The sequence below is a fragment of the Ruegeria sp. AL11 genome, assembly GCF_056540865.1.
In genome coordinates this window covers 566,370-585,448 of sequence record NZ_JBQFXO010000001.1, presented here as the reverse complement: position 1 = coordinate 585,448, position 19,079 = coordinate 566,370, and the positions used below count along the sequence as shown (strand labels likewise).

Annotated in this window: 20 protein-coding genes and 1 tRNA gene; 14 read left to right on the top strand and 7 right to left on the bottom strand. The window is 57.1% G+C overall.

The window, feature by feature from the left end:
* Positions 1 to 38: 38 nt before the first annotated feature.
* The 4 genes from ACR0IP_RS02965 to ACR0IP_RS02950 form a co-directional block, all read right to left on the bottom strand.
* On the bottom strand, positions 39 to 374 hold the full coding sequence (locus tag ACR0IP_RS02965) for a DMT family transporter (protein ID WP_480523700.1): 336 nt from the start codon (positions 372 to 374) through the stop codon (positions 39 to 41).
* A gap of 374 nt (positions 375 to 748) precedes the next feature.
* A complete protein-coding gene (locus ACR0IP_RS02960; RefSeq protein WP_480523698.1) occupies positions 749 to 1,906 on the bottom strand; it encodes an HD domain-containing protein in 1,158 nt (385 codons plus the stop codon).
* Positions 1,903 to 2,148 (bottom strand): hypothetical protein, encoded by a 246-nt coding sequence (locus ACR0IP_RS02955; RefSeq protein WP_170373684.1) that lies wholly within the window; start codon positions 2,146 to 2,148, stop codon positions 1,903 to 1,905. Before ACR0IP_RS02955 ends, ACR0IP_RS02960 begins: the two co-directional genes overlap by 4 nt.
* Complete coding sequence (locus tag ACR0IP_RS02950) at positions 2,148 to 2,801, bottom strand: alpha/beta hydrolase (RefSeq protein ID WP_170373685.1); 654 nt, start codon at positions 2,799 to 2,801, stop codon at positions 2,148 to 2,150. The genes ACR0IP_RS02955 and ACR0IP_RS02950 overlap by 1 nt, the downstream gene beginning before the upstream one ends.
* Before the next feature lie 175 nt (positions 2,802 to 2,976).
* On the opposite strand from ACR0IP_RS02950, the gene iscR reads away from it, so the two are divergent.
* The 9 genes from iscR to ACR0IP_RS02905 all read left to right on the top strand — a co-directional run bounded on the left by iscR (position 2,977) and on the right by ACR0IP_RS02905 (position 10,596).
* A complete protein-coding gene (iscR, locus tag ACR0IP_RS02945; protein WP_170373686.1) occupies positions 2,977 to 3,435 on the top strand; it encodes a Fe-S cluster assembly transcriptional regulator IscR in 459 nt (152 codons plus the stop codon).
* A gap of 51 nt (positions 3,436 to 3,486) precedes the next feature.
* Positions 3,487 to 4,530, top strand: coding sequence for a cysteine desulfurase family protein (locus ACR0IP_RS02940; RefSeq protein ID WP_170373687.1), 1,044 nt, complete (start codon positions 3,487 to 3,489; stop codon positions 4,528 to 4,530).
* Positions 4,531 to 4,548: 18 nt separating this feature from the next.
* Positions 4,549 to 6,069 (top strand): Fe-S cluster assembly protein SufB, encoded by a 1,521-nt coding sequence (gene sufB, locus ACR0IP_RS02935; RefSeq protein WP_170764253.1) that lies wholly within the window; start codon positions 4,549 to 4,551, stop codon positions 6,067 to 6,069.
* A gap of 72 nt (positions 6,070 to 6,141) precedes the next feature.
* Complete coding sequence (gene sufC / locus ACR0IP_RS02930; protein ID WP_480523695.1) at positions 6,142 to 6,897, top strand: Fe-S cluster assembly ATPase SufC; 756 nt, start codon at positions 6,142 to 6,144, stop codon at positions 6,895 to 6,897.
* Entirely contained in the window at positions 6,897 to 8,177 is a 1,281-nt protein-coding gene (gene sufD, locus ACR0IP_RS02925) for a Fe-S cluster assembly protein SufD (protein WP_480523693.1), read from the top strand. The genes sufC and sufD overlap by 1 nt, the downstream gene beginning before the upstream one ends.
* A 1-nt stretch (position 8,178) precedes the next feature.
* Positions 8,179 to 8,664 (top strand): YIP1 family protein, encoded by a 486-nt coding sequence (locus ACR0IP_RS02920; protein WP_480523691.1) that lies wholly within the window; start codon positions 8,179 to 8,181, stop codon positions 8,662 to 8,664.
* Positions 8,661 to 9,221 carry a Yip1 family protein gene (locus ACR0IP_RS02915; protein ID WP_480523689.1) on the top strand — a complete coding sequence of 187 codons (561 nt, stop codon included), beginning with the start codon at positions 8,661 to 8,663 and terminating at the stop codon, positions 9,219 to 9,221. The genes ACR0IP_RS02920 and ACR0IP_RS02915 overlap by 4 nt, the downstream gene beginning before the upstream one ends.
* Before the next feature lie 11 nt (positions 9,222 to 9,232).
* Positions 9,233 to 10,453: a cysteine desulfurase gene (locus ACR0IP_RS02910; protein ID WP_480523687.1), complete on the top strand. Its 1,221-nt coding sequence runs from the start codon at positions 9,233 to 9,235 to the stop codon at positions 10,451 to 10,453.
* 66 nt (positions 10,454 to 10,519) lie between these two features.
* Positions 10,520 to 10,596, top strand: a tRNA-Arg gene (locus ACR0IP_RS02905).
* A gap of 238 nt (positions 10,597 to 10,834) precedes the next feature.
* On the opposite strand, the gene mepK is transcribed toward ACR0IP_RS02905, so the two are convergent.
* Entirely contained in the window at positions 10,835 to 11,404 is a 570-nt protein-coding gene (gene mepK, locus ACR0IP_RS02900; RefSeq protein WP_170688652.1) for a peptidoglycan L,D-endopeptidase MepK, read from the bottom strand.
* A 357-nt stretch (positions 11,405 to 11,761) separates the two neighbouring features.
* Between mepK and ACR0IP_RS02895 the strand changes: the two genes are divergently transcribed.
* Genes ACR0IP_RS02895 through ACR0IP_RS02880 form a run of 4 tightly spaced genes read left to right on the top strand, consistent with a single transcriptional unit; the run spans position 11,762 to position 16,003 of the window.
* Positions 11,762 to 13,366, top strand: coding sequence for a L,D-transpeptidase family protein (locus tag ACR0IP_RS02895; protein WP_480523685.1), 1,605 nt, complete (start codon positions 11,762 to 11,764; stop codon positions 13,364 to 13,366).
* A 37-nt stretch (positions 13,367 to 13,403) separates the two neighbouring features.
* Positions 13,404 to 14,495: a UDP-3-O-(3-hydroxymyristoyl)glucosamine N-acyltransferase gene (lpxD, locus tag ACR0IP_RS02890; protein WP_170548759.1), complete on the top strand. Its 1,092-nt coding sequence runs from the start codon at positions 13,404 to 13,406 to the stop codon at positions 14,493 to 14,495.
* A gap of 32 nt (positions 14,496 to 14,527) precedes the next feature.
* On the top strand, positions 14,528 to 14,785 hold the full coding sequence (locus ACR0IP_RS02885; protein WP_170373697.1) for an acyl carrier protein: 258 nt from the start codon (positions 14,528 to 14,530) through the stop codon (positions 14,783 to 14,785).
* A 9-nt stretch (positions 14,786 to 14,794) separates the two neighbouring features.
* Entirely contained in the window at positions 14,795 to 16,003 is a 1,209-nt protein-coding gene (locus ACR0IP_RS02880; RefSeq protein WP_170479505.1) for a beta-ketoacyl-[acyl-carrier-protein] synthase family protein, read from the top strand.
* A 57-nt stretch (positions 16,004 to 16,060) separates the two neighbouring features.
* On the opposite strand, the gene ACR0IP_RS02875 is transcribed toward ACR0IP_RS02880, so the two are convergent.
* Positions 16,061 to 16,699 carry an invasion associated locus B family protein gene (locus ACR0IP_RS02875; RefSeq protein WP_480523682.1) on the bottom strand — a complete coding sequence of 213 codons (639 nt, stop codon included), beginning with the start codon at positions 16,697 to 16,699 and terminating at the stop codon, positions 16,061 to 16,063.
* Positions 16,700 to 17,113: 414 nt separating this feature from the next.
* Here ACR0IP_RS02875 and ACR0IP_RS02870 point away from each other — a divergent pair, with 414 nt between their 5' ends.
* Entirely contained in the window at positions 17,114 to 18,661 is a 1,548-nt protein-coding gene (locus ACR0IP_RS02870) for a helicase HerA-like domain-containing protein (RefSeq protein WP_480523681.1), read from the top strand.
* A 32-nt stretch (positions 18,662 to 18,693) separates the two neighbouring features.
* Here the strand turns inward: ACR0IP_RS02870 and ACR0IP_RS02865 are convergent, their stop codons facing one another.
* Positions 18,694 to 18,951: a hypothetical protein gene (locus tag ACR0IP_RS02865; RefSeq protein WP_425082780.1), complete on the bottom strand. Its 258-nt coding sequence runs from the start codon at positions 18,949 to 18,951 to the stop codon at positions 18,694 to 18,696.
* Between the last annotated feature and the right edge of the window lie 128 nt (positions 18,952 to 19,079).

Genomic DNA, 19,079 nt, shown 5'->3' with positions numbered 1-19,079 from the left:
AACGCGGCTTGACCCAATATACCAGCCCAAACCGGCGTTCAGTGGCCTGCGGTCTTTGAAAACAGATGAATGATCAGGATTCCGGCCAATATCAGGGCCAGCCCCAGAACTGCCCACAGGTCGAGCTTCTGCCCGAACACCACAAAGCCGATGATGGCGATGAAGAAAATCCCGAGCCCGGACCAGATCGCATAGACGATGCCCACGGGCATGTATTTCAACGTCAGTCCCAACAGGTAGAACGCCACGCCATAACCGATTACGACCAGAACCGAAGGCCAGAAGCGCGAGAATTGCTGACTGGCCTGCAAGGCCGTTGTGCCTACGGTTTCGGCAAAGACGGCCATCAGCAGGATCAGGTAGGCTTTGGGCATGATCTCAACCTTTTGCATGCAAATCACGCGCGAATTCTCAACATGAAAAAGGCTGCCCCGGCAAGCACATTCGGTTGCTTGGGTGCGTGACACCACAAGATAAAGGTCGGGTATACCTGACTACGATCTGATCACAATTTATGTAAATAACAGAGCAGTATTTGTTGATTTGTTTTCGAGTTTTTCGATGACTGTGTTTATTAAATACGTCGTTTTTGCTTCGACTCTTATTGCGGCGCTAGGGTGGCTTGCAGACGGGGGGTCCGTCAGTTCTGATGCAACCCAATTGTTAGTTGGTTTCTTTGTTTTGTAGTTTTGGCGTTAATCAAGATCCAAGCAGGGAAAAGGGCCGTTTTTGGCCCTTTTTCTTTTGCCTAGCCCCTCGCTGAAACCGTGAAGTAGTCCGCCAAGTGCGGTTGCAACCAATCCCAAAGACCGGGCGCGCCGCGTTCGATGGCGGGCCGTACCCGCGCTTCGATCTGAGGGTAGGTCACGGCATAGTCCACCCACGAGCCGCCGCCCGTTTCAAGATTGGCAATTGGAGTCTGAAACCGATCAACAGCCTTGGCGAACCGCGCATCTGCCGAGTTGGCGCTCTCAAACTCATGCCAGAGATCCGAAAACGCCTGCGTTTGATCCTGGGGCAATAGTCCGAACAGGCGTCGCGCTGCGGCCTCTTCCTTTTCGGCTTGGGCGGCGTGATCGACCTGACCGTGGATCGGGTGATCTCCCGCGTCGATCTCGACAATATCGTGAAGCAGCAGCATGTGCAGGACGCGGTTCAACTGGACCTCAGCGTGGGAATGTTCGGCCAGAACCCACGCGTACAGCATGATGTGCCACGAGTGCTCGGCCGAGTTTTCGAACCGATCAGCCGCCATCAGGCGCGACGCGCGCATGACGGATTTCAACTGATCCGCCTCAACCAGAAACGCCAGCCGTTGGATAAAACTGTTGTCCTCGGTCGGCGCATCCGCCAATAACGCAACCGCGTGTTCATAGGCCTGAGGCAGCGCCTCACTCAGATAAGCCGCGCGCCCGGTCGCGAGGTTCTCACGGGCGATTTCAATATGGTCGGGCCGTTTAGGAGAAGCATACAGCACCTGAAACAGAGGCTGACACCGGTCGAGCATTTTGGCGAACTTGGCGTCGGGCGTCTGATCGGCTTCGAATTCCGTCCATAGGTCCAGAAAACTCTGGGTCTGGTCCGGCGGCAACAGGCCGAACAAATCCAAAGCTGCTGCGTGTTCGGCCTTGGCAACGCTCTGCCAGTCGGTCTCGAGGTGGATTGGATGGTCGCCTACGATGATCTCGACAATATCGTGAAGCAACAACATGCGGATGACGCGATCAATTGACACATCCGGCCTGGCCAGAGGCCCCATGACCAGCGCCCAAAGCGCCAGATGCCAGCTATGTTCTGCAGAGTTTTCCGGGCGAGACTGATCCAGCAGGGTGTTTGCCCGATCCACCGTCTTCAACTTGTCCGCTTGTTTCAGAAACGCAATTTGCGCGGACAGTCGATCATTCATTGTTTTTCAATCGCTTTCAGCTTGGAGCGGTGATCTGTCAGGCGTTTGATCACGAATTGGCGGGCTTGACGTTCAGACAGGCGCACACGGATCTCGGTCAGAAAGGCCTCTTCCAGAGACTGGGAGGAGGCCGCCAGCAAGTTGCCGACCTCCATGTAAAACCGGTCATCGCCGGTTTCGTCCATGACCTTCAATGTATCCTCGGCCAGTTTCGCAGCGAGGGTATTGATGGTGTCTGTCATCAGCGCGTGTTCTCGGTCAGGCGGCGTTTCACATAGTCGCTGACATCGGTGATGAGCGTATCCATGTGCTGATCCTGGAAGAAGTGATCCGCGCCTTCGACCTCATTATGCGTGATCGTGATGCCCTTCTGCTCATGCAACTTGTTGACCAGCGCGGTTGTATCCGCCGGAGGCGCCACGCGGTCGGACGAGCCATTGATGATCAGACCCGAAGACGGGCAGGGCGCAAGGAACGAGAAGTCGTACATATTCGCCGGGGGCGACACGCTGATAAAACCGGTGATTTCCGGGCGGCGCATCAACAACTGCATTCCGATCCAGGCACCGAACGAGAAGCCGGCAACCCAGCAATGCTTGGAGTTGTTGTTCATTGACTGCAGGTAATCCAGCGCCGATGCCGCATCGCTCAACTCGCCTACGCCCTGGTCATACTCGCCCTGGCTGCGGCCTACGCCGCGAAAGTTAAACCGCAACACGGTGAAGCCCATGTTGTAGAACGCGTAGTGCAGATTATAGACCACCTTGTTGTTCATGGTCCCGCCGAACTGAGGATGCGGGTGAAGCACGATGGCGATCGGTGCGTCTTTTTCCTTTTGCGGGTGGTAGCGGCCTTCCAGGCGGCCTTCGGGTCCGGGAAAAATCACCTCGGGCATGTGTGCTTTGGTCCTGTCTTTATCTTGGGCGCCGGGAAATACTTGACTGTATTCGTTGGGCACCTTAGAACGGTTCTAAATGTGATATCCTGCGCAACGCGCTGTCAGTCGGAGATACGCACTGGCGGCGGCGGCGTCAATGATTTCGCGTCCAACTTGCCGAAGGGAAATGACAATGAAGCTGTCGACAAAGGGCCGGTATGCCATGGTGGCGCTGGCGGACATTGCGCTGCAGCCCTCGGACAAGATCGTGACACTGGGCGAAATCTCGGAACGGCAGGATATCTCGCTGCCGTATCTTGAGCAGTTGTTCGTCAAACTGCGCCGGGCCGAGCTGGTGACCTCGACCCGTGGTCCGGGTGGAGGATATCGCCTTGCCCGGCAGCCGTCGGAGATCCGCGTTGTCGAGATTCTGTCTGCCGTAGATGAGACGGTGGATGCAATGGCCAAGGGCGCCGGAGCTTCGGGCGCGTCCTCGGGCAGCCGGGCGCAATCCCTCACGAACCGGCTTTGGGAAAGCCTCAGCGCACATGTCTATGTGTTCCTGCATCAGACCCGCCTGTCTGATGTGATCAAGAATGACCTCGCGCCCTGTCCGGCGGTTCCGAACCTGTTTGCTGTTGTGGACGAGTAATCCGTAGCCTCTGAGTACAAGTTTCAGAAATATCTGGGAAAAGATGACTCCATGAATCGTGTTTATCTCGATCATAACGCCACCACGCCTTTGCGGCCCGAAGCGCGGGACGCGATGATCGCGGCAATGGATGTCTGCGGGAACCCATCGTCGGTCCATGCCGAGGGGCGCGCGGCGAAGGCTTTGATCGAACGCGCACGGGCGCAGGTGGCATCGGCTTTTGGGGCTGATGGTGCGGATATCGTATTTACCTCAGGCTCGACCGAAGGCGCCGCTTTGGCTTTGGCGGGTCGAAATCTGCACGGTGCATCAATTGAGCATGACGCGGTAAGAGCATGGATTGCCGAGGATATCTTGGTTTCTTCGGACGGGATGGCCACTGTGAGCGATCCAGCGAATGCGACGCTGCAGGTTGCCAACTCGGAAACGGGTATCGTGCAGACACTGCCCAAGGGGCTGTCGGTGACTGATGCGACCCAGGCGTTTGGCAAGCTGCCGATTGCGTTCAATTGGATGGACGTTCAGATGGCGCTAGTGTCTGCGCATAAACTGGGCGGGCCGAAAGGGATCGGAGCTGTCGTTATGAAACGCGGCACGGACCTGCCTGCTCAGATCAAGGGCGGCGGGCAAGAGATGGGCCGGCGCTCTGGAACCGAAAATGTCATTGGGATCGTGGGGTTCGGGGCCGCTGCTGAAGCAGCAGCCCAAGATCTCGCCAATGGTGTTTGGGAGCAGGTCGAAGAATTTAGAAATATTCTAGAAAACGCCCTTGAGGCTGGTGAAAGATCACCTATTTTTGTCGGGAAAGACCAGACACGCCTGCCGAACACGTCATGTTTCGCATCGCCCGGTTGGAAGGGTGAAACGCAGGTCATGCAGATGGACCTGTCTGGTTTTGCGGTCAGTGCGGGCTCGGCCTGCTCAAGCGGAAAGGTCCGCGCCAGCGCTGTTCTGACTGCGATGGGATTTGATGAGGGGACAGCAGCCAGCGCAATCCGCGTGTCGCTGGGACCTCGGACTACCAAGGAAGATGTGCTGCGTTTCGCCGAAACGTGGCTTGAGAAAGAGAAAAAGCATCGCGCGCGGGCCGCGTGATCTGACGGAGGGTAAACAATGGCCGCTTTGGACCAGACCCAGGTAAAAGAGGGTGTCGATCAGGAAACCGTGGATGCGGTACGCGAGGTCAGCACTTATAAATACGGCTGGGAAACCGAGATCGAGATGGAATACGCGCCCAAAGGCGTGAATCCAGATATCGTTCGACTGATCTCGGAGAAGAACGAAGAGCCCGAATGGATGACCGAATGGCGTCTGTCGGCCTTCGAACGCTGGACCAAGATGGAAGAGCCTAAATGGGCCATGGTCAACTACCCTGAGATCGACTTTCAGGACCAGTATTACTATGCCCGTCCGAAATCTATGGAAGAGAAACCCAAATCTCTGGACGATGTCGACCCCAAGCTTCTGGCTACTTACGAAAAGCTCGGTATCCCTCTGAAAGAACAGATGATTCTGGCGGGAGTGGAAGGCGCCGAGGATATGCCCGCCGAGGGTCGCAAAGTGGCTGTCGACGCCGTGTTTGACTCGGTTTCTGTCGGCACAACTTTCCAAGCCGAGTTGAAGAAGGCCGGCGTGATCTTCTGCTCGATCTCGGAAGCGATCAAAGAGCATCCTGAGCTGGTGAAGAAATATCTGGGCACCGTGGTTCCGGTGTCGGACAACTTCTATGCCACGCTGAATTCGGCTGTGTTCTCGGATGGCTCGTTCGTCTACATCCCGCCGGGTGTCCGCTGCCCAATGGAGCTGAGCACCTATTTCCGTATCAACGCGGAAAACACCGGCCAGTTCGAGCGTACTTTGATCATCGCTGACAAAGGCTCCTACGTGTCTTATCTGGAAGGCTGCACCGCGCCTCAGCGCGACACCGCGCAGCTGCATGCAGCCGTGGTCGAGATCATCGTCGAAGAAGACGCCGAGGTGAAATACTCGACCGTTCAGAACTGGTTCCCCGGGGACGAGAACGGCAAGGGCGGTATTTATAACTTCGTGACCAAGCGTGCCGATTGCCGTGGGGATCGCTCCAAGGTGATGTGGACGCAGGTCGAGACCGGCTCGGCCGTGACTTGGAAATACCCGTCCTGCATCCTGCGTGGAGAAGAAAGCCAGGGTGAGTTCTACTCGATCGCGATTGCCAACAACTATCAGCAGGCCGACACCGGCACCAAGATGGTTCATCTGGGCAAGAACACCAAGTCACGCATCGTTTCCAAGGGCATCAGCGCGGGCAAGGCGCAGAACACCTATCGTGGTCTGGTCTCGATGCACCCGAAGGCCAAAGACAGCCGCAACTACACCCAGTGTGACAGCTTGCTGATCGGCGACAAATGCGGGGCGCACACAGTGCCGTATATCGAGGTCAAGAACAACTCGAGTCGCGTCGAACATGAGGCGACGACCTCGAAGGTGGACGACGATCAGCTGTTTTACTGCCGTCAACGTGGCATGGACGAGGAAGAGGCCGTGGCGCTTGTCGTCAACGGGTTCTGCAAGGACGTGCTGCAGGCGCTACCGATGGAATTTGCGATGGAGGCCCAGCAGTTGGTGGCCATCAGTCTCGAAGGGTCTGTGGGTTAAACCCAAGCTTCTCTGAAATCAGAATTTACGCGGGGGCCGTGCGCCCTCTTGCGATACGCAAAAGGACAAAACATGCTGGAAATCAAGAACCTGCACGTGCAGCTTGAAGAAGAAGACAAGCAAATTCTCAAGGGTGTCGACCTGACGGTCGAGGCTGGCAAGGTGCATGCGATCATGGGGCCAAACGGCTCGGGCAAGTCCACGCTCAGCTATGTGCTGTCGGGGCGCGATGGCTATGAGGTCACCGACGGCTCGGCCACTCTGGACGGCGAAGACCTGTTGGAGATGGAGCCGGAAGAGCGCGCCGCGGCTGGCGTGTTCCTCGCGTTCCAATACCCGGTTGAGATCCCGGGCGTCGGCAACATGACTTTCCTGCGCACCGCAGTGAACGCGCAGCGCAAGGCGCGCGGCGAAGAGGAGCTGTCGGCCGCTGACTTCCTGAAACTCGTTCGCGAAAAGGCGAAGTCCCTGAAGATCGACGCGGATATGCTGAAGCGTCCGGTCAATGTCGGCTTCTCGGGCGGTGAGAAAAAGCGCAATGAAATCCTTCAGATGGCGATGCTGGAGCCCAAAATGTGCATTCTGGACGAAACCGACTCGGGCCTCGACGTGGATGCGATGAAGCTGGTCTCTGAAGGCGTGAACGCGCTTCGGAATGAGGGCCGTGGCTTCTTGGTCATCACCCACTACCAGCGTCTGCTGGACCACATCAAACCGGATGTCGTTCACATCATGGCCGATGGCCGCATCGTGAAATCGGGTGGTCCTGAGCTGGCGCTGGAAGTTGAAAACAACGGCTACTCCGACATTCTTGCTGAGGTGAACTGATGGCCTTACCGCAAGCAAAACAGACCGCAACTGAAGAGCGTCTGGCCTCACTGACGATGCCTGACCCCGGCTGTACCAAGGCCGCGCGCCAAGGGGCTTTGGCCCGGGTACGTGAAATGGGTCTTCCAAGCCGTCGCGATGAATACTGGAAATACACGCGTCCGGATACGCTGGTCTCGGCCGATGCGCCCAAGGCTGCCATTTTCGACTCGGGCGAGCCGATGGTGTTCAACAATGTCGATCGGCTGCAGATCGTGTTCGTCGATGGTGTGTTCGATGCCGAAGCCTCGGATGATCTGAGCCTCGAAGGTGTCAAGATCGACCGGCTGGAGGATATCTGCTGCAAGGATATCCACTGGGCCAAAGATCTTTACGGCAAGCTCGAGGAGCGGGGCCAAAGCCAGGTTCAGCGCCCTCTGGCTGCTTTGAACACCGCATTCGCGACCGACGGTGTTGCCATCCATGTGACCGGCAAGCCCTCTAAGCCAATCAATCTGGTGTACCGTCACGAGTCGGAAGACTCGGACGCGATCCTGCACCACGTTATCCGTGTTGAAAGCGATGCCGAGGCCACGATCCTCGAAAATGGTCCCGCCGCGTCGCGCTTCAACAAATGCATGGAGATCGACATCGCCGATAACGGGACCTTGCACCATGTCCGGGCACAGGGCCGGGATCATGAACGCCGGGCCGCGACCCATATGTTCACGCGGCTTGGTCAGGAATCGACCTACAAGTCGTTCACCCTTACCGCCAATGGCGTGCTGACCCGCAACGAGCAGGTGGTTGAACTGACCGGTGACGACGCCGTAGCACATGTGGCCGGAGCCTGCGTCGGGGACGGTGATTTTCACCACGACGATACCGTTTTTGTAACTCACGACGCGGTGAATTGCGAAAGTCGTCAGGTGTTCAAAAAGGTCCTGCGAAACGGCGCGACAGGCGTTTTCCAGGGCAAGATCCTTGTGAAGGAAGGCGCGCAGAAAACTGATGGCTACCAGATCAGCCAGTCGCTTTTGCTGGACGATGACAGCCAGTTCCTCGCCAAACCCGAGCTAGAAATCTACGCCGATGACGTCGCCTGTTCGCACGGGTCGACCTCGGGCGCGATTGATGAGACGGCCTTGTTCTACCTACGCTCGCGCGGGGTTCCGACGAAGGACGCCACCAACATGCTGACGCTGGCTTTCCTTGCCGAGGCGGTGGATGAGATCGAGGACGAGACACTGGCCGAAGAGATCGTGACCCGTCTGGAAGGCTGGCTTTCGCGTCACAGCTGATATGCCGGTCTCATCAGATATCGTCGCCACATACCGGGGGCCGGGGCGCGTTGTGCGCCGGCTTCTGGATATGGGGCCGCGCGAAGACCGAGCGCTAATCTTCGTCATGGCCTTTTGCGTGGTGGCGTTCATCGCGCAAATGCCCAGCCTAGCGCGCCGCGCGCATCTTGAGCAGGTCGAGTTGAACATGCTTCTGGGCGGAGCACTTTTGGGCTCGGTCTTCATCCTGCCGCTGTTCTTCTACACGCTGGCTTTGGTGTCTCATTGGGTCGCGCTACTGGTGGGCGGGCAGGGCAGTGCCTATGGTGCCAGATTGGCTTTATTCTGGGCGCTCTTGTCCTCAGCACCTTTGGTTTTGCTAAACGGACTGGTTGCCGGGTTCATAGGCCCTGGCCCGACTCAAACTTTGGTCGGATTGATTTGGGTTGCCGTTTTTGTCTGGTTCTGGTTATCCGGATTGCGACAAGCACAAAGGTCGGCTGAATGACTATACCCCCCCTGGGCCCGCTGGCGAACCTGACGCTCAGAAAACCTGCCGAAGCGGCGCGACAGATTTTGGCCCTCAACCCCGGGCGAGAGGTTCTGTGGTTGGCATTCTTTCTGGCCGTTGTCCTCAATTGCATCGCGCAGATGGGCATAGATATGTCGATCGCCGCATCGGGTGGCCCGACTGTATCCCAGTCGATTCCGGTTGTGCTGATACGATCTGCCGGAACCATGTTGTTCAGCATTCTGGCCTTTCTCTATGTCGGGCGTTTTCTGGGCGGAACGGGGCGTTTTGAAGATCTGATGATCCTGACGATCTGGCTGCAGTTTTTGCAAATTGCAGCACTGGTCGCGACCCTCGTGCTGAGCTTGATCGCGGTAGCTTTTATGGCCCCTCTGATCCTGGCGACGGCCATCTACAGCCTCTACATAACGCTTCATTTTCTGAATGAGGCACACAAGTTTGGATCTCTGGGCAAGTCCTTTGGTGTCATTTTGTTGACGGCGTTGCTGGCGGTACCTTTTGTCCTATTTCTCAACCCGTTGGGTCCTGTCTAGAAAGATCTCTCATGTATGATGTGCAGAAAATCCGGTCTGATTTCCCGATCCTGTCGCGGCAGGTGAACGGCAAACCCCTGACATATCTGGACAATGGCGCGTCGGCGCAGAAACCTCAGGTCGTGATTGATGCCGTTACGCGCGCCTATGCCGAGGAATACTCCAACGTGCATCGCGGGCTTCACTACCTCTCGAACCTCGCGACCGAAAAATATGAATCCGTGCGCGGCGCTGTTGCGCGCTTTCTAGGTGTTGCGGATGAGGATGAGATTGTTCTGAACTCCGGCACGACCGAGGGGATCAATCTGGTCGCCTATGGCTGGGCCATGCCTCGGCTTGAAGCGGGGGATGAGATCGTCCTCAGCGTGATGGAGCACCACGCAAACATCGTGCCCTGGCATTTCCTGCGTGAGCGTCAGGGCGTGGTGCTGAAATGGGTCGATGTCGATGCGGATGGCGGGCTTGATCCGCAGGCCGTGATTGACGCGATCAGCCCCAAAACCAAACTGGTCGCGGTCACGCAATGTTCGAACGTGTTGGGCACTGTGGTCGATGTGAAGGCCATCACCGAAGGCGCGCATGCAAAGGGTGTGCCGGTTCTGGTTGATGGCAGCCAGGGTGCGGTTCACATGCCGGTCAACGTGCAGGATATCGGTTGCGATTTCTATGCCATCACTGGGCACAAACTCTATGGCCCCTCCGGTTCCGGCGCGATCTTTATCAAATCCGAGCGTATGGCCGAAATGCGCCCCTTCATAGGCGGCGGCGACATGATCAAAGAGGTCAGCAAGGATCAGGTTATCTACAATGATCCACCGATGAAGTTTGAGGCTGGCACGCCGGGCATCGTCCAAACCATCGGTCTAGGCGTCGCGCTGGACTACATGATGGATCTGGGGATGGCGAATATTGCCAGTCACGAGGCAGGTCTGCGCGATTATGCTATGCAGCGTCTCACCGGTCTGAACTGGTTGCAGGTTCAGGGGACACGACCGGACAAAGCCGCGATCTTCAGCTTCACGCTGGATGGGGCGGGACATGCGCATGATGTTTCGACGATTCTGGACAAGAAAGGCGTTGCGGTTCGCGCCGGTCACCATTGCGCCGGTCCTTTGATGGATCACCTTGGGGTGACGGCCACCTGTCGTGCCAGCTTTGGCCTCTATAACACCACGGATGAGGTCGACACCCTGATCGACGCGCTTGAACTGGCGCATGATCTCTTTGCCTAAATCTCGGCCGAGCCGGTCCGTTTTCCAGTTGCACCCGGCTCGGAACAAGGTTAGCTAACGGCCAAGGCACCTGTAGCTCAGCTGGATAGAGCGCTGCCCTCCGAAGGCAGAGGCCAGAGGTTCGAATCCTCTCAGGTGCGCCACTTCCAACAATTTCGATGATTTGTTCAGCCTAGCCGTAGCGGTCTTCGAAACCGCTAGATGATGGATTTAGAAAAACACCTTTGGCTACAGTAGGCTAGAGAGACTCACAATGACTGCCTCTTCAAAGGGCAAAAGCCGCCGATGCCCGTAGCTCGTTTCAGCAAAATTCGAGTTTTGCAACAACGTGCAGGCAGACCTAATGGCCTGCCAAGTCCATCTCAATAAACGATAGTATGATTAACCGCGCCAACTGCGAACAACTCCGCAATCCATATGGACGAAGTTCGAACGGTAGTATTGTCCAACACCGCCTGCACGACAGGACATGGCCGCTTTGGCCATCTGCGAAACCGAGCGGGATGCAAGGCGCAGGTCAGCCGCCTGTCCCTGCATATGGAGCGAGTTCCGCGCTACCCGGCGCGATTTGGACCGCAGCATGGCGTTGGTTTGCGGCGAGCGATACCCCGACAGGAGCATATAGGGCTCATCGGCGTCCAGAAGGTTGTGAGACGCCGCCATGATGTCGATTGTGCGCAAATCCATCGCTTTCGACTGATCGGTGCGCCAGTCGCGCATGAAGTGGTTCACTTCTTTCACGGCGTCTTTGATGTATCTGCCGTCGACCCAATAAACCATATCAATCCGCTCACCCGTGCGACCGGAATACATGCGGATACGGCGAATATCACCACCACCACGAAGGAAACCTGCTGCATTGGAATAGGTCGGTGCTGCCGCCACGGCAGTTGCCGCGAATGCGCCCAGAAGGGCACGACGGGTAATACCCGAAGTACTGCTCTTGGTCATTTTTGTTTCGTCCCGTACTGTTCCTGCCTGCGCACGATGTTACGCGCGCTGTATTAATATTTTCCCATCCCAGATGGCGAATGTATGGCACAGTTGGAATCGTCGGCCAAGAAGTCTTTGGAATGCACCTTTGTTAGGGGGAATTTTCGGCAGTTTTTTGCGCAGGTGATGCAAATGAGTCATTTTATTGAGCAACTGAGTGTTTTCGGCATCGGGTAGATGCAAACGCGCATCAGGGTGCAAGAGAAGAAAAAAGGTAAGGTATTTGTGAATAGACAAGCCCAATGGCTGAAAACCATATATAAAATAAAGCTTCGGCAGACATCGCATAAGTTATTGAAGAACCAAGGCCATCCCATGCTCTCAGTGTTACGGACCATTACCAGTTTTGTTTTCACCGCCTGTTTTCTGGCGACGGCTTCTATGGCGAACGCGTCATCAGGCGAAGGTTCGAACACTGCGTTCCGGATGGCGGTTGCCGAGAATACCTCGCCCTCTGATCAGATTGCCGAATTTTACCGCAGCAATGGCTTTGCCCCTCTATGGGTCGGCGATACACCAGAACACGCCAAACGTCGTGCGGCGCTGATCAAAGCACTTTCCGAGATCCAGCGCCATGGATTGCCCGCTGCATTTGATGTGCAGGCCCTGGTCGATCAGATGGCCGACGCGCGATCTGTTCGCGATTTGGGTACGGTCGAGGCTGAGCTGTCCCGTGTCTTCCTGACCTACGCAAATGACATCTATTCCGGCGCCTTGCGGCCAGCCAGTATTGACGACGGCCTTGTGCGCGAGGTTAAACGCCGTGATGCAAACCAGCATCTTGAGGCACTCAATACCGAAGGTGCGGCGTATTTTGAAACTCTGATCCCGCAGACTGCCCAATATCGCGCCTTGATGAAGCAAAAGATCGCGTTGGAGAACCTGATCCGCCAGGGCGGATGGGGGCCGACCGTTCCAGTGGCTAAACTGGAATACGGTGATACCGGTCCGAATGTGATCAAACTGCGCAATCGGCTTGTTGCGATGGATTACCTTAAGCCCACGGCCAGTCCAGAATTTGGTGACGATCTGCTTGCGGCCGTTCAGGCGTTCCAAACAGCACATGGACTGGAATCGGACGGTGTGGCCGGACAAGGTACCATCACAGAGCTGAACCGACCGGCTTCGGATCGGTTGAAAGCCGTCTATGTTGCCATGGAGCGGGAACGTTGGCTGCCGCGCGATCGGGGCCAGCGGCATATTTTGGTCAATCAGGCCGACTTCTCGGCAAAGATCGTGGATGACGGACTGGTCACCTTTGAGACCCGCGCCGTGATCGGCAAAAACGTACATGATCGCCGCAGCCCGGAATTCTCAGACGAGATGGAACATATGGTGATCAATCCCAGCTGGTATGTGCCACGCTCGATCATCACCAAGGAATACCTGCCCAAGCTGCAATCAAATCCGAACGCGGTGGGCCATATCCAGATCACGGATCGCAGTGGTCGCCAGGTCAATCGAGGGGCAGTCGACTTCACCCAATTCACCGCACGCAACTTCCCGTTCGCGATGCGTCAGCCGCCCAGCAAAAGCAATGCGCTTGGGCTCGTGAAGTTCATGTTCCCCAATAAGTACAACATCTATCTCCATGATACGCCTCAGAAATCTCTGTTTGCGCGTGAGGTTCGGGCGTTCTCCCACGGGTGCATCCGACTGGCGCAACCTTTCGAGTTCGCCTATGCGCTGCTGTCTAAGCAGGAAAAGGACCCCAAGGCGTTCTTCCACCGTGTGTTAAATACCGGCAAAGAAACGACGGTGAAGTTGGACAAAAAAGTGCCCGTCCACCTGATCTATCGCACTGCCTATATAGGCCCGAAAGGTGAAGTTCAGTATCGCCGCGACGTCTATAACCGTGATGCCAAAATTTGGGACGCGCTGCAAAAGGCAGGGGTGGCCCTGCCGGACGTTCAGGGGTAAGCACTCAGGGTACATCCTGCCCAAGAGGACGCCCGCTATGCAGTTCACCATCCAACAGATCGCCGACAGCCTTGGGGCCGAGTGTCAGGGTGAAACAGACCTGACAATTCTTCGGGCCGCTGAACCGGGTGATGCCGGACCAACCGATCTGGCGATGGCAATGTCCCCCAAATATGCCGAAACGCTTTCGGGCGGTGAGGCCCGCGCGGCAATGCTGTGGGAAGGCGCGGATTGGCAAGCAATGGGCCTGCGCGCTGCGATCTTTGTTACGCGCCCGCGCATGGCGATGGCTGGTATCACGACAATGCTGGACCGGGGGCAGGGTGTTGAACCGGGGGTTCACCCCTCGGCTGTGATCGACCCGGCGGCCGAGATCGGTGAGGGCGTTTCGATCGGCCCGCTGGCCGTTATCGGCGCGCGGGCGAAGATTGGCGCGGGATCGGTGATCGGTCCGCACTGTACAATCGGAATGGACGTGGTGTTGGGTGAGCAATCCCATCTGCGCGAAATGGTCAGCATCGGCGCGCGTGCGCAAATCGGAGACCGCTTCATCGCCCAACCCGGCGCGCGTATTGGTTCCGACGGGTTCAGCTTTGTTACTCCTGAGATTTCAGGTGTTGAAAACGCGCGCAAGACGTTGGGCGATCAAGGCGATGCAAAAGCGCAAAGCTGGCTGCGCATCCATTCTCTGGGCGCAGTGGAAATCGGGGACGATGTCGAGGTCGGCTCTAACTGTACGATCGACAATGGCACGATCCGAAACACGCGGATTGGCGATGGTTCGAAGCTCGATAACCTTGTGCATGTGGGGCATAACACGCGCATAGGGCGCGATTGTCTGCTGTGCGGTCAAAGTGGATTGTCCGGCTCAGTCGATGTGGGAAACAACGTGGTTCTTGGCGGTCAGACTGGCGTGGCCGACAATATCTTCGTCGGCGATGGCGTGATCGCGGGGGGCGCCACCAAGATCCTGTCCAACGTACCGGCCGGACGTGTGGTCATGGGCTATCCGAGCGTCAAGATGGAAACCCATACCGAGATCTACAAGGCTCAACGCCGCTTGCCGCGCATGGCTCGCGACGTCGAGGCATTGAAAAAGGCTGTTTTCAAACAGTCTCCGAGCGATTAAATCATCCTCAGATTGATAGCCAGGGGATCAACATGAGCATCAGCGACCGCGTCATCGCAATCATTGCAGAGCAGGCCGTTCTGGAGCCATCGGATGTCACACCCGACAGCACACTTGCGGATCTGGGCATCGACAGCCTGGGTCTGGTCGAAAGCATCTTTGCCATCGAGGAAGAGTTCGATATCTCAGTTCCCTTCAACGCAAATGAGCCCGAGGCGAATGATTTCGACATCTCGAACGTGGCCGCGATCATTGCCGGCATCGAACAGCTTGTGTCGGAAAAGGTCTGACCCGAAACAATGAAACGGGTTGTCATTACCGGGGCGGGTACCATCAACTCGCTGGGTCATTCGGTCCCCGACACGCTCGAGGCCATGCGCGAAGGGCGTTGTGGTATCTCGGACTTGGAATTCCGCGATGTTGACCGTCTGGCGATCAAGATCGGCGGTCAGGTGCGGGGATTTGAAGCCGAAGGGCGCTTTAACCGCCAGCAGATGTCTCTCTATGATCGGTTCACGCAGTTCACCCTAACGGCCGCGAAGGAGGCGATCGACCAGTCGGGCATTCAGTTCCACGGCGAGCTCGCGGCACGATCCGGAGTGGTTCTGGGCACGGCGGGTGGAGGCGTCTCGACCTGGGATGACAATTACCGCTCGGTCTATGAGGACGGCAAGAACCGGGTGCATCCCTTTGTGGTGCCCAAGCTGATGAACAACGCGGCTGCCAGCCATGTCTCAATGGAGCATAACCTGAAAGGCCCCAGTTTTACGGTTTCGACGGCCTGCGCGTCGTCGAACCATGCTATGGCGCAGGCGTTTCAGATGGTGCGCAGCGGTGCCGCACCTGCGATGATCACGGGTGGTTCCGAATCTATGCTATGTTTCGGCGGTGTTAAGGCCTGGGAAGGTCTGCGCGTGATGTCCAAGGATGCCTGCCGCCCCTTCAGCGCCAACCGCAACGGGATGGTGCAGGGCGAGGGTGCCGGTGTCTTTGTGTTCGAGGAATACGAACATGCCCGCGCCCGCGGCGCTGATATCCTGTGTGAGGTTGTGGGATTCGCCATGTCTTCGGACGCCTCGGATATCGTGATGCCCAGCAAGCAGGGTGCCGCACGAGCGATGGCGGGCGCGTTGGCGGATGCCAAGCTGAACGCCAGCGATGTTTGCTACATCAACGCGCATGGCACTGGCACTGCGGCGAATGACAAAACTGAATGCGCCGCCGTGGCGGATGTGTTTGGACCGCATGCGGATGATCTGATGATCTCATCGACGAAATCCATGCACGGCCACTTGATCGGAGGCACCGGAGCGGTGGAGCTTTTGGCCTGCATCATGGCGCTGCGGGACGGCGTTATCGCGCCCACCATCGGTTATGAAGAACCTGACCCGGAATGTGCGCTGGACGTGGTGCCAAACGTCGCGCGTGAAGCTAAGGTCGACGTGGCGCTCAGCAATGCGTTTGCGTTTGGCGGGTTGAATGCGGTCTTGGCGCTCAAAAGCGTCTGAACTGCAAAGAAAACCACCGCCACAAAGCTGCGGCGGCGATCTCTATTCGCAGCTGACTTAGTTGACGTTAACGGCCAGCCCGTCAAAGCCCGAAGTGAAGCCCGACAGGGACATATCCATTGTTATGACCTGATCGGGGAAGCGTGCGGGAACCAGCGAGAAGGTCGCTTTGCTGCCCGCTTTCATCGCGTCAATGTCACCCTGGCTGAGGCCCAGCTGCGCGACACAGCCAACAGGCAGACAATGGTGGTAGTTGTAGAGCTTGCGCGGTGCGCCGTCGATCGACAGGGCCAGTTGCGCTTGTAGCAGGGTCTCCAACGGTACGATCACATTGGCCCATGCAACAGCCGCTCCGCCTTCGGGCAGCTTGCCGATGGACACTTCTGCAATCGGATCACCCTGAGGGCCGTTCAGAACCTGCACGATCGCACAAGGATCTTCGCCTTCCGGCGCCTTGATGCAGGAGACATCCCAATCGCCGGATTCTTCTTTGACAAATTGCTCACCCGCACGCGGGCCGGATTGGCCCAAATCGAGGCCCGCGCCCGCATCGGCCCCAGTGCCTTCAGTGGTCGTGCCTTCGGAGGTCGTTTCCTGCGCGCTAACCGCTCCACACATCAGAACGGCTGCCAGAGTATTAAACGAGAGGAGTTTCTTGAACATGAATGCCTCGGTTTGCTGTTTGTTTTGCCTCATCTAGCATCCTTCGCCGCGGCTGTCAGTCGTTAACCGAATGGCTGAGATCAATGTGAGCGTTTTCTTGGGCCAAACCACGCTCAAGAACCAATACAGGCAAAAGAAAAGAGGGCTGGTGGAGCAGCCCTCTTCCCAAAATTTTTCTCCCCGTCGGACTGGCCGACTTAGTTATGCGCAGACGTTACGAAAGGGGGGAGCAGGGGTCAACCGCTAACAGAAAAATTTAATGCACTAATCAGCACAGTTTTATTCGCCCACTTCCGTGAAAAAAACCGTGCCCGAAGGCACGGCCAGTCGACAGGGAGGAAGTGTCCCCTTCGCAACCCGGGGCCACAAAGGGAACGAATAGACTATGGCAGCCAAAGGTTAAGTTTGTATGCTGGTTGCGGATCAGTGAAAAAAGGCTGCAATTACATGGGTAAAGAGATTTTTCTGGGCGGTGCTGGAGACGGATACGGAACGCCGCAAGGTTTGACGCTGAAATATGCGAACCGCCACGGGCTGATCGCAGGGGCCACGGGGACGGGCAAGACGGTCACTCTCCAGATCCTGGCCGAAGGTTTTTCGCAAGCGGGCGTGCCTGTTTTCCTGTCGGACGGCAAAGGAGACCTGTCCGGCTTGGCTCTGGCAGGCAGCGAAACCCATAAGTTGCATCAGGCGTTTACCGAGCGCGCAGAACGAATTGGCTTTACTGATTTCTCCTACGCCGCATGTCCGGTCACGTTCTGGGACCTGTTCGGTGAACAGGGGCACCCGGTCCGTACCACCGTGACCGAAATGGGACCTCTGCTGTTGTCGCGCCTTATGGAACTGAGCGAAGCGCAGGAGGGGATTCTTAATATCGCGTTCCGGGTCGCCGATGAAGAAGGGATGCCGCTTCTGGATCTCAAGGATCTTCAGGCGCTTCTGGTGTGGATCGGTGAGAACAGGGCGCAGCTGTCTCTGCGTTATGGCAATGTCTCAACGGCCTCTATTGGAGCCATCCAGCGCCGTCTTCTGGTGTTAGAAAACCAAGGCGGCACCAAGCTGTTCGGAGAACCCGCGCTGGATCTGGCAGATCTGATGCGAACGGATGAAAACGGGCAGGGGATGGTGAACATACTGGCCTCGGACAAGCTGATGGGCGCGCCTCGGCTCTATGCCACGTTCCTGTTGTGGCTGCTGAGTGAGCTGTTCGAGGAACTGCCCGAGGTCGGAGATCCGGAAAAGCCCAAGCTGGTCTTCTTTTTCGACGAAGCGCATCTTCTGTTTGATGATGCGCCCAAGGTTCTGGTCGACAAGGTCGAGCAGGTCGCACGCCTGATCCGCTCCAAGGGGGTTGGGGTCTATTTCATCACGCAGAACCCCGCTGACATTCCCGAGGATATTCTGGGGCAGTTGGGCAACCGGGTACAACACGCGCTACGCGCCTTTACCGCGCGGGACCGAAAGAACCTTCGTATGGCGGCGGAAACCTACCGCGAGAATCCCGCCTTCGATACCGAGGCCGCGATCCGAGAGGTGGGCGTTGGTGAGGCCGTGACCTCGATGCTGCAGAAGAAAGGCGTGCCGGGGATTGTCGAGCAGACTTTGATTCGCCCACCGGGATCGCAGCTTGGGCCAATTTCGGAACCTGAGCGTCAGGGTATCCTGCAAGCCTCTCCGATGGCGGCGAAATATGACACGCCCGTCGATCGCAAATCGGCCTTTGAAATCCTGCAAGCCCGTGCGGAGGCTGCCGCCAAAGAGGCCGAGGCCGCGGAGGCGGAAGAGATCATCGAACAACAAACCCCGATAGAGCGCGAATACAGCTCGGCGCGCCGGTATTCAGGTAGCCGGGTTGGGCGTTCAACGTCTCGGGTGGTGCGTAAGAAAGACACATTTGCAACGGCGATGAGTGAGGCCGTCATCAAGGAGCTGAAGGGAACAACCGGCCGTCGCATCGTGCGGGGTATTCTGGGCGGGTTGTTCCGAAATCGCTGATCGGAGGCGCCCAGCACAGGGCGCCAACCGGCTTACTTCAGGCGGCGCTGGCCTTCCTGACGGCAATAGGCATCAGCTTGTTTGACCGACATCTTTGTGGCCGGGAAATCAATTGCTCGGTCCCAGGTCACACGATCATGTCGGTAAAGCTGACAGGTTACGACGCCCTGCGGAGTGTTGACCTGAACAGGAGTGGTCTCAAGGTCTTCGGGCGACGGAATACAAGCCGTCAGCGCGGCCAGAACCGGCAGCATGACAACGGCTTTGGTGATCAGTGTTTTCTTGGTCAAGTCTGATACTCTCATCAATTGAGTGCGAATGATCGTAGAGATCGGTCGGGTTTCTTCTGAGCATAGGCCGGACCCCAAAAGTCCGAACAACGAGCGGTAGTCTCGTGTACTCAGAAACCTCTTTAAAA

Bases quoted from the DNA above. Each gene is read 5' to 3' on its own strand.
- ACR0IP_RS02950 (WP_170373685.1), bottom strand. From the start codon at position 2,801: ATGCCCGAGGTGATTTTTCCCGGACCCGAAGGCCGCCTGGAAGGCCGC.
- ACR0IP_RS02920 (WP_480523691.1), top strand. From the start codon at position 8,179: ATGCCGGTCTCATCAGATATCGTCGCCACATACCGGGGGCCGGGGCGC.
- ACR0IP_RS02915 (WP_480523689.1), top strand. From the start codon at position 8,661: ATGACTATACCCCCCCTGGGCCCGCTGGCGAACCTGACGCTCAGAAAA.
- ACR0IP_RS02895 (WP_480523685.1), top strand. From the start codon at position 11,762: ATGCTCTCAGTGTTACGGACCATTACCAGTTTTGTTTTCACCGCCTGT.
- sufC (WP_480523695.1), top strand. From the start codon at position 6,142: ATGCTGGAAATCAAGAACCTGCACGTGCAGCTTGAAGAAGAAGACAAG.
- mepK (WP_170688652.1), bottom strand. From the start codon at position 11,404: ATGACCAAGAGCAGTACTTCGGGTATTACCCGTCGTGCCCTTCTGGGC.
- ACR0IP_RS02910 (WP_480523687.1), top strand. From the start codon at position 9,233: ATGTATGATGTGCAGAAAATCCGGTCTGATTTCCCGATCCTGTCGCGG.
- sufB (WP_170764253.1), top strand. From the start codon at position 4,549: ATGGCCGCTTTGGACCAGACCCAGGTAAAAGAGGGTGTCGATCAGGAA.
- ACR0IP_RS02880 (WP_170479505.1), top strand. From the start codon at position 14,795: ATGAAACGGGTTGTCATTACCGGGGCGGGTACCATCAACTCGCTGGGT.
- iscR (WP_170373686.1), top strand. From the start codon at position 2,977: ATGAAGCTGTCGACAAAGGGCCGGTATGCCATGGTGGCGCTGGCGGAC.
- lpxD (WP_170548759.1), top strand. From the start codon at position 13,404: ATGCAGTTCACCATCCAACAGATCGCCGACAGCCTTGGGGCCGAGTGT.
- ACR0IP_RS02885 (WP_170373697.1), top strand. From the start codon at position 14,528: ATGAGCATCAGCGACCGCGTCATCGCAATCATTGCAGAGCAGGCCGTT.
- ACR0IP_RS02870 (WP_480523681.1), top strand. From the start codon at position 17,114: ATGGGTAAAGAGATTTTTCTGGGCGGTGCTGGAGACGGATACGGAACG.
- ACR0IP_RS02875 (WP_480523682.1), bottom strand. From the start codon at position 16,699: ATGAGGCAAAACAAACAGCAAACCGAGGCATTCATGTTCAAGAAACTC.
- ACR0IP_RS02940 (WP_170373687.1), top strand. From the start codon at position 3,487: ATGAATCGTGTTTATCTCGATCATAACGCCACCACGCCTTTGCGGCCC.
- ACR0IP_RS02955 (WP_170373684.1), bottom strand. From the start codon at position 2,148: ATGACAGACACCATCAATACCCTCGCTGCGAAACTGGCCGAGGATACA.
- sufD (WP_480523693.1), top strand. From the start codon at position 6,897: ATGGCCTTACCGCAAGCAAAACAGACCGCAACTGAAGAGCGTCTGGCC.
- ACR0IP_RS02960 (WP_480523698.1), bottom strand. From the start codon at position 1,906: ATGAATGATCGACTGTCCGCGCAAATTGCGTTTCTGAAACAAGCGGAC.
- ACR0IP_RS02965 (WP_480523700.1), bottom strand. From the start codon at position 374: ATGCCCAAAGCCTACCTGATCCTGCTGATGGCCGTCTTTGCCGAAACC.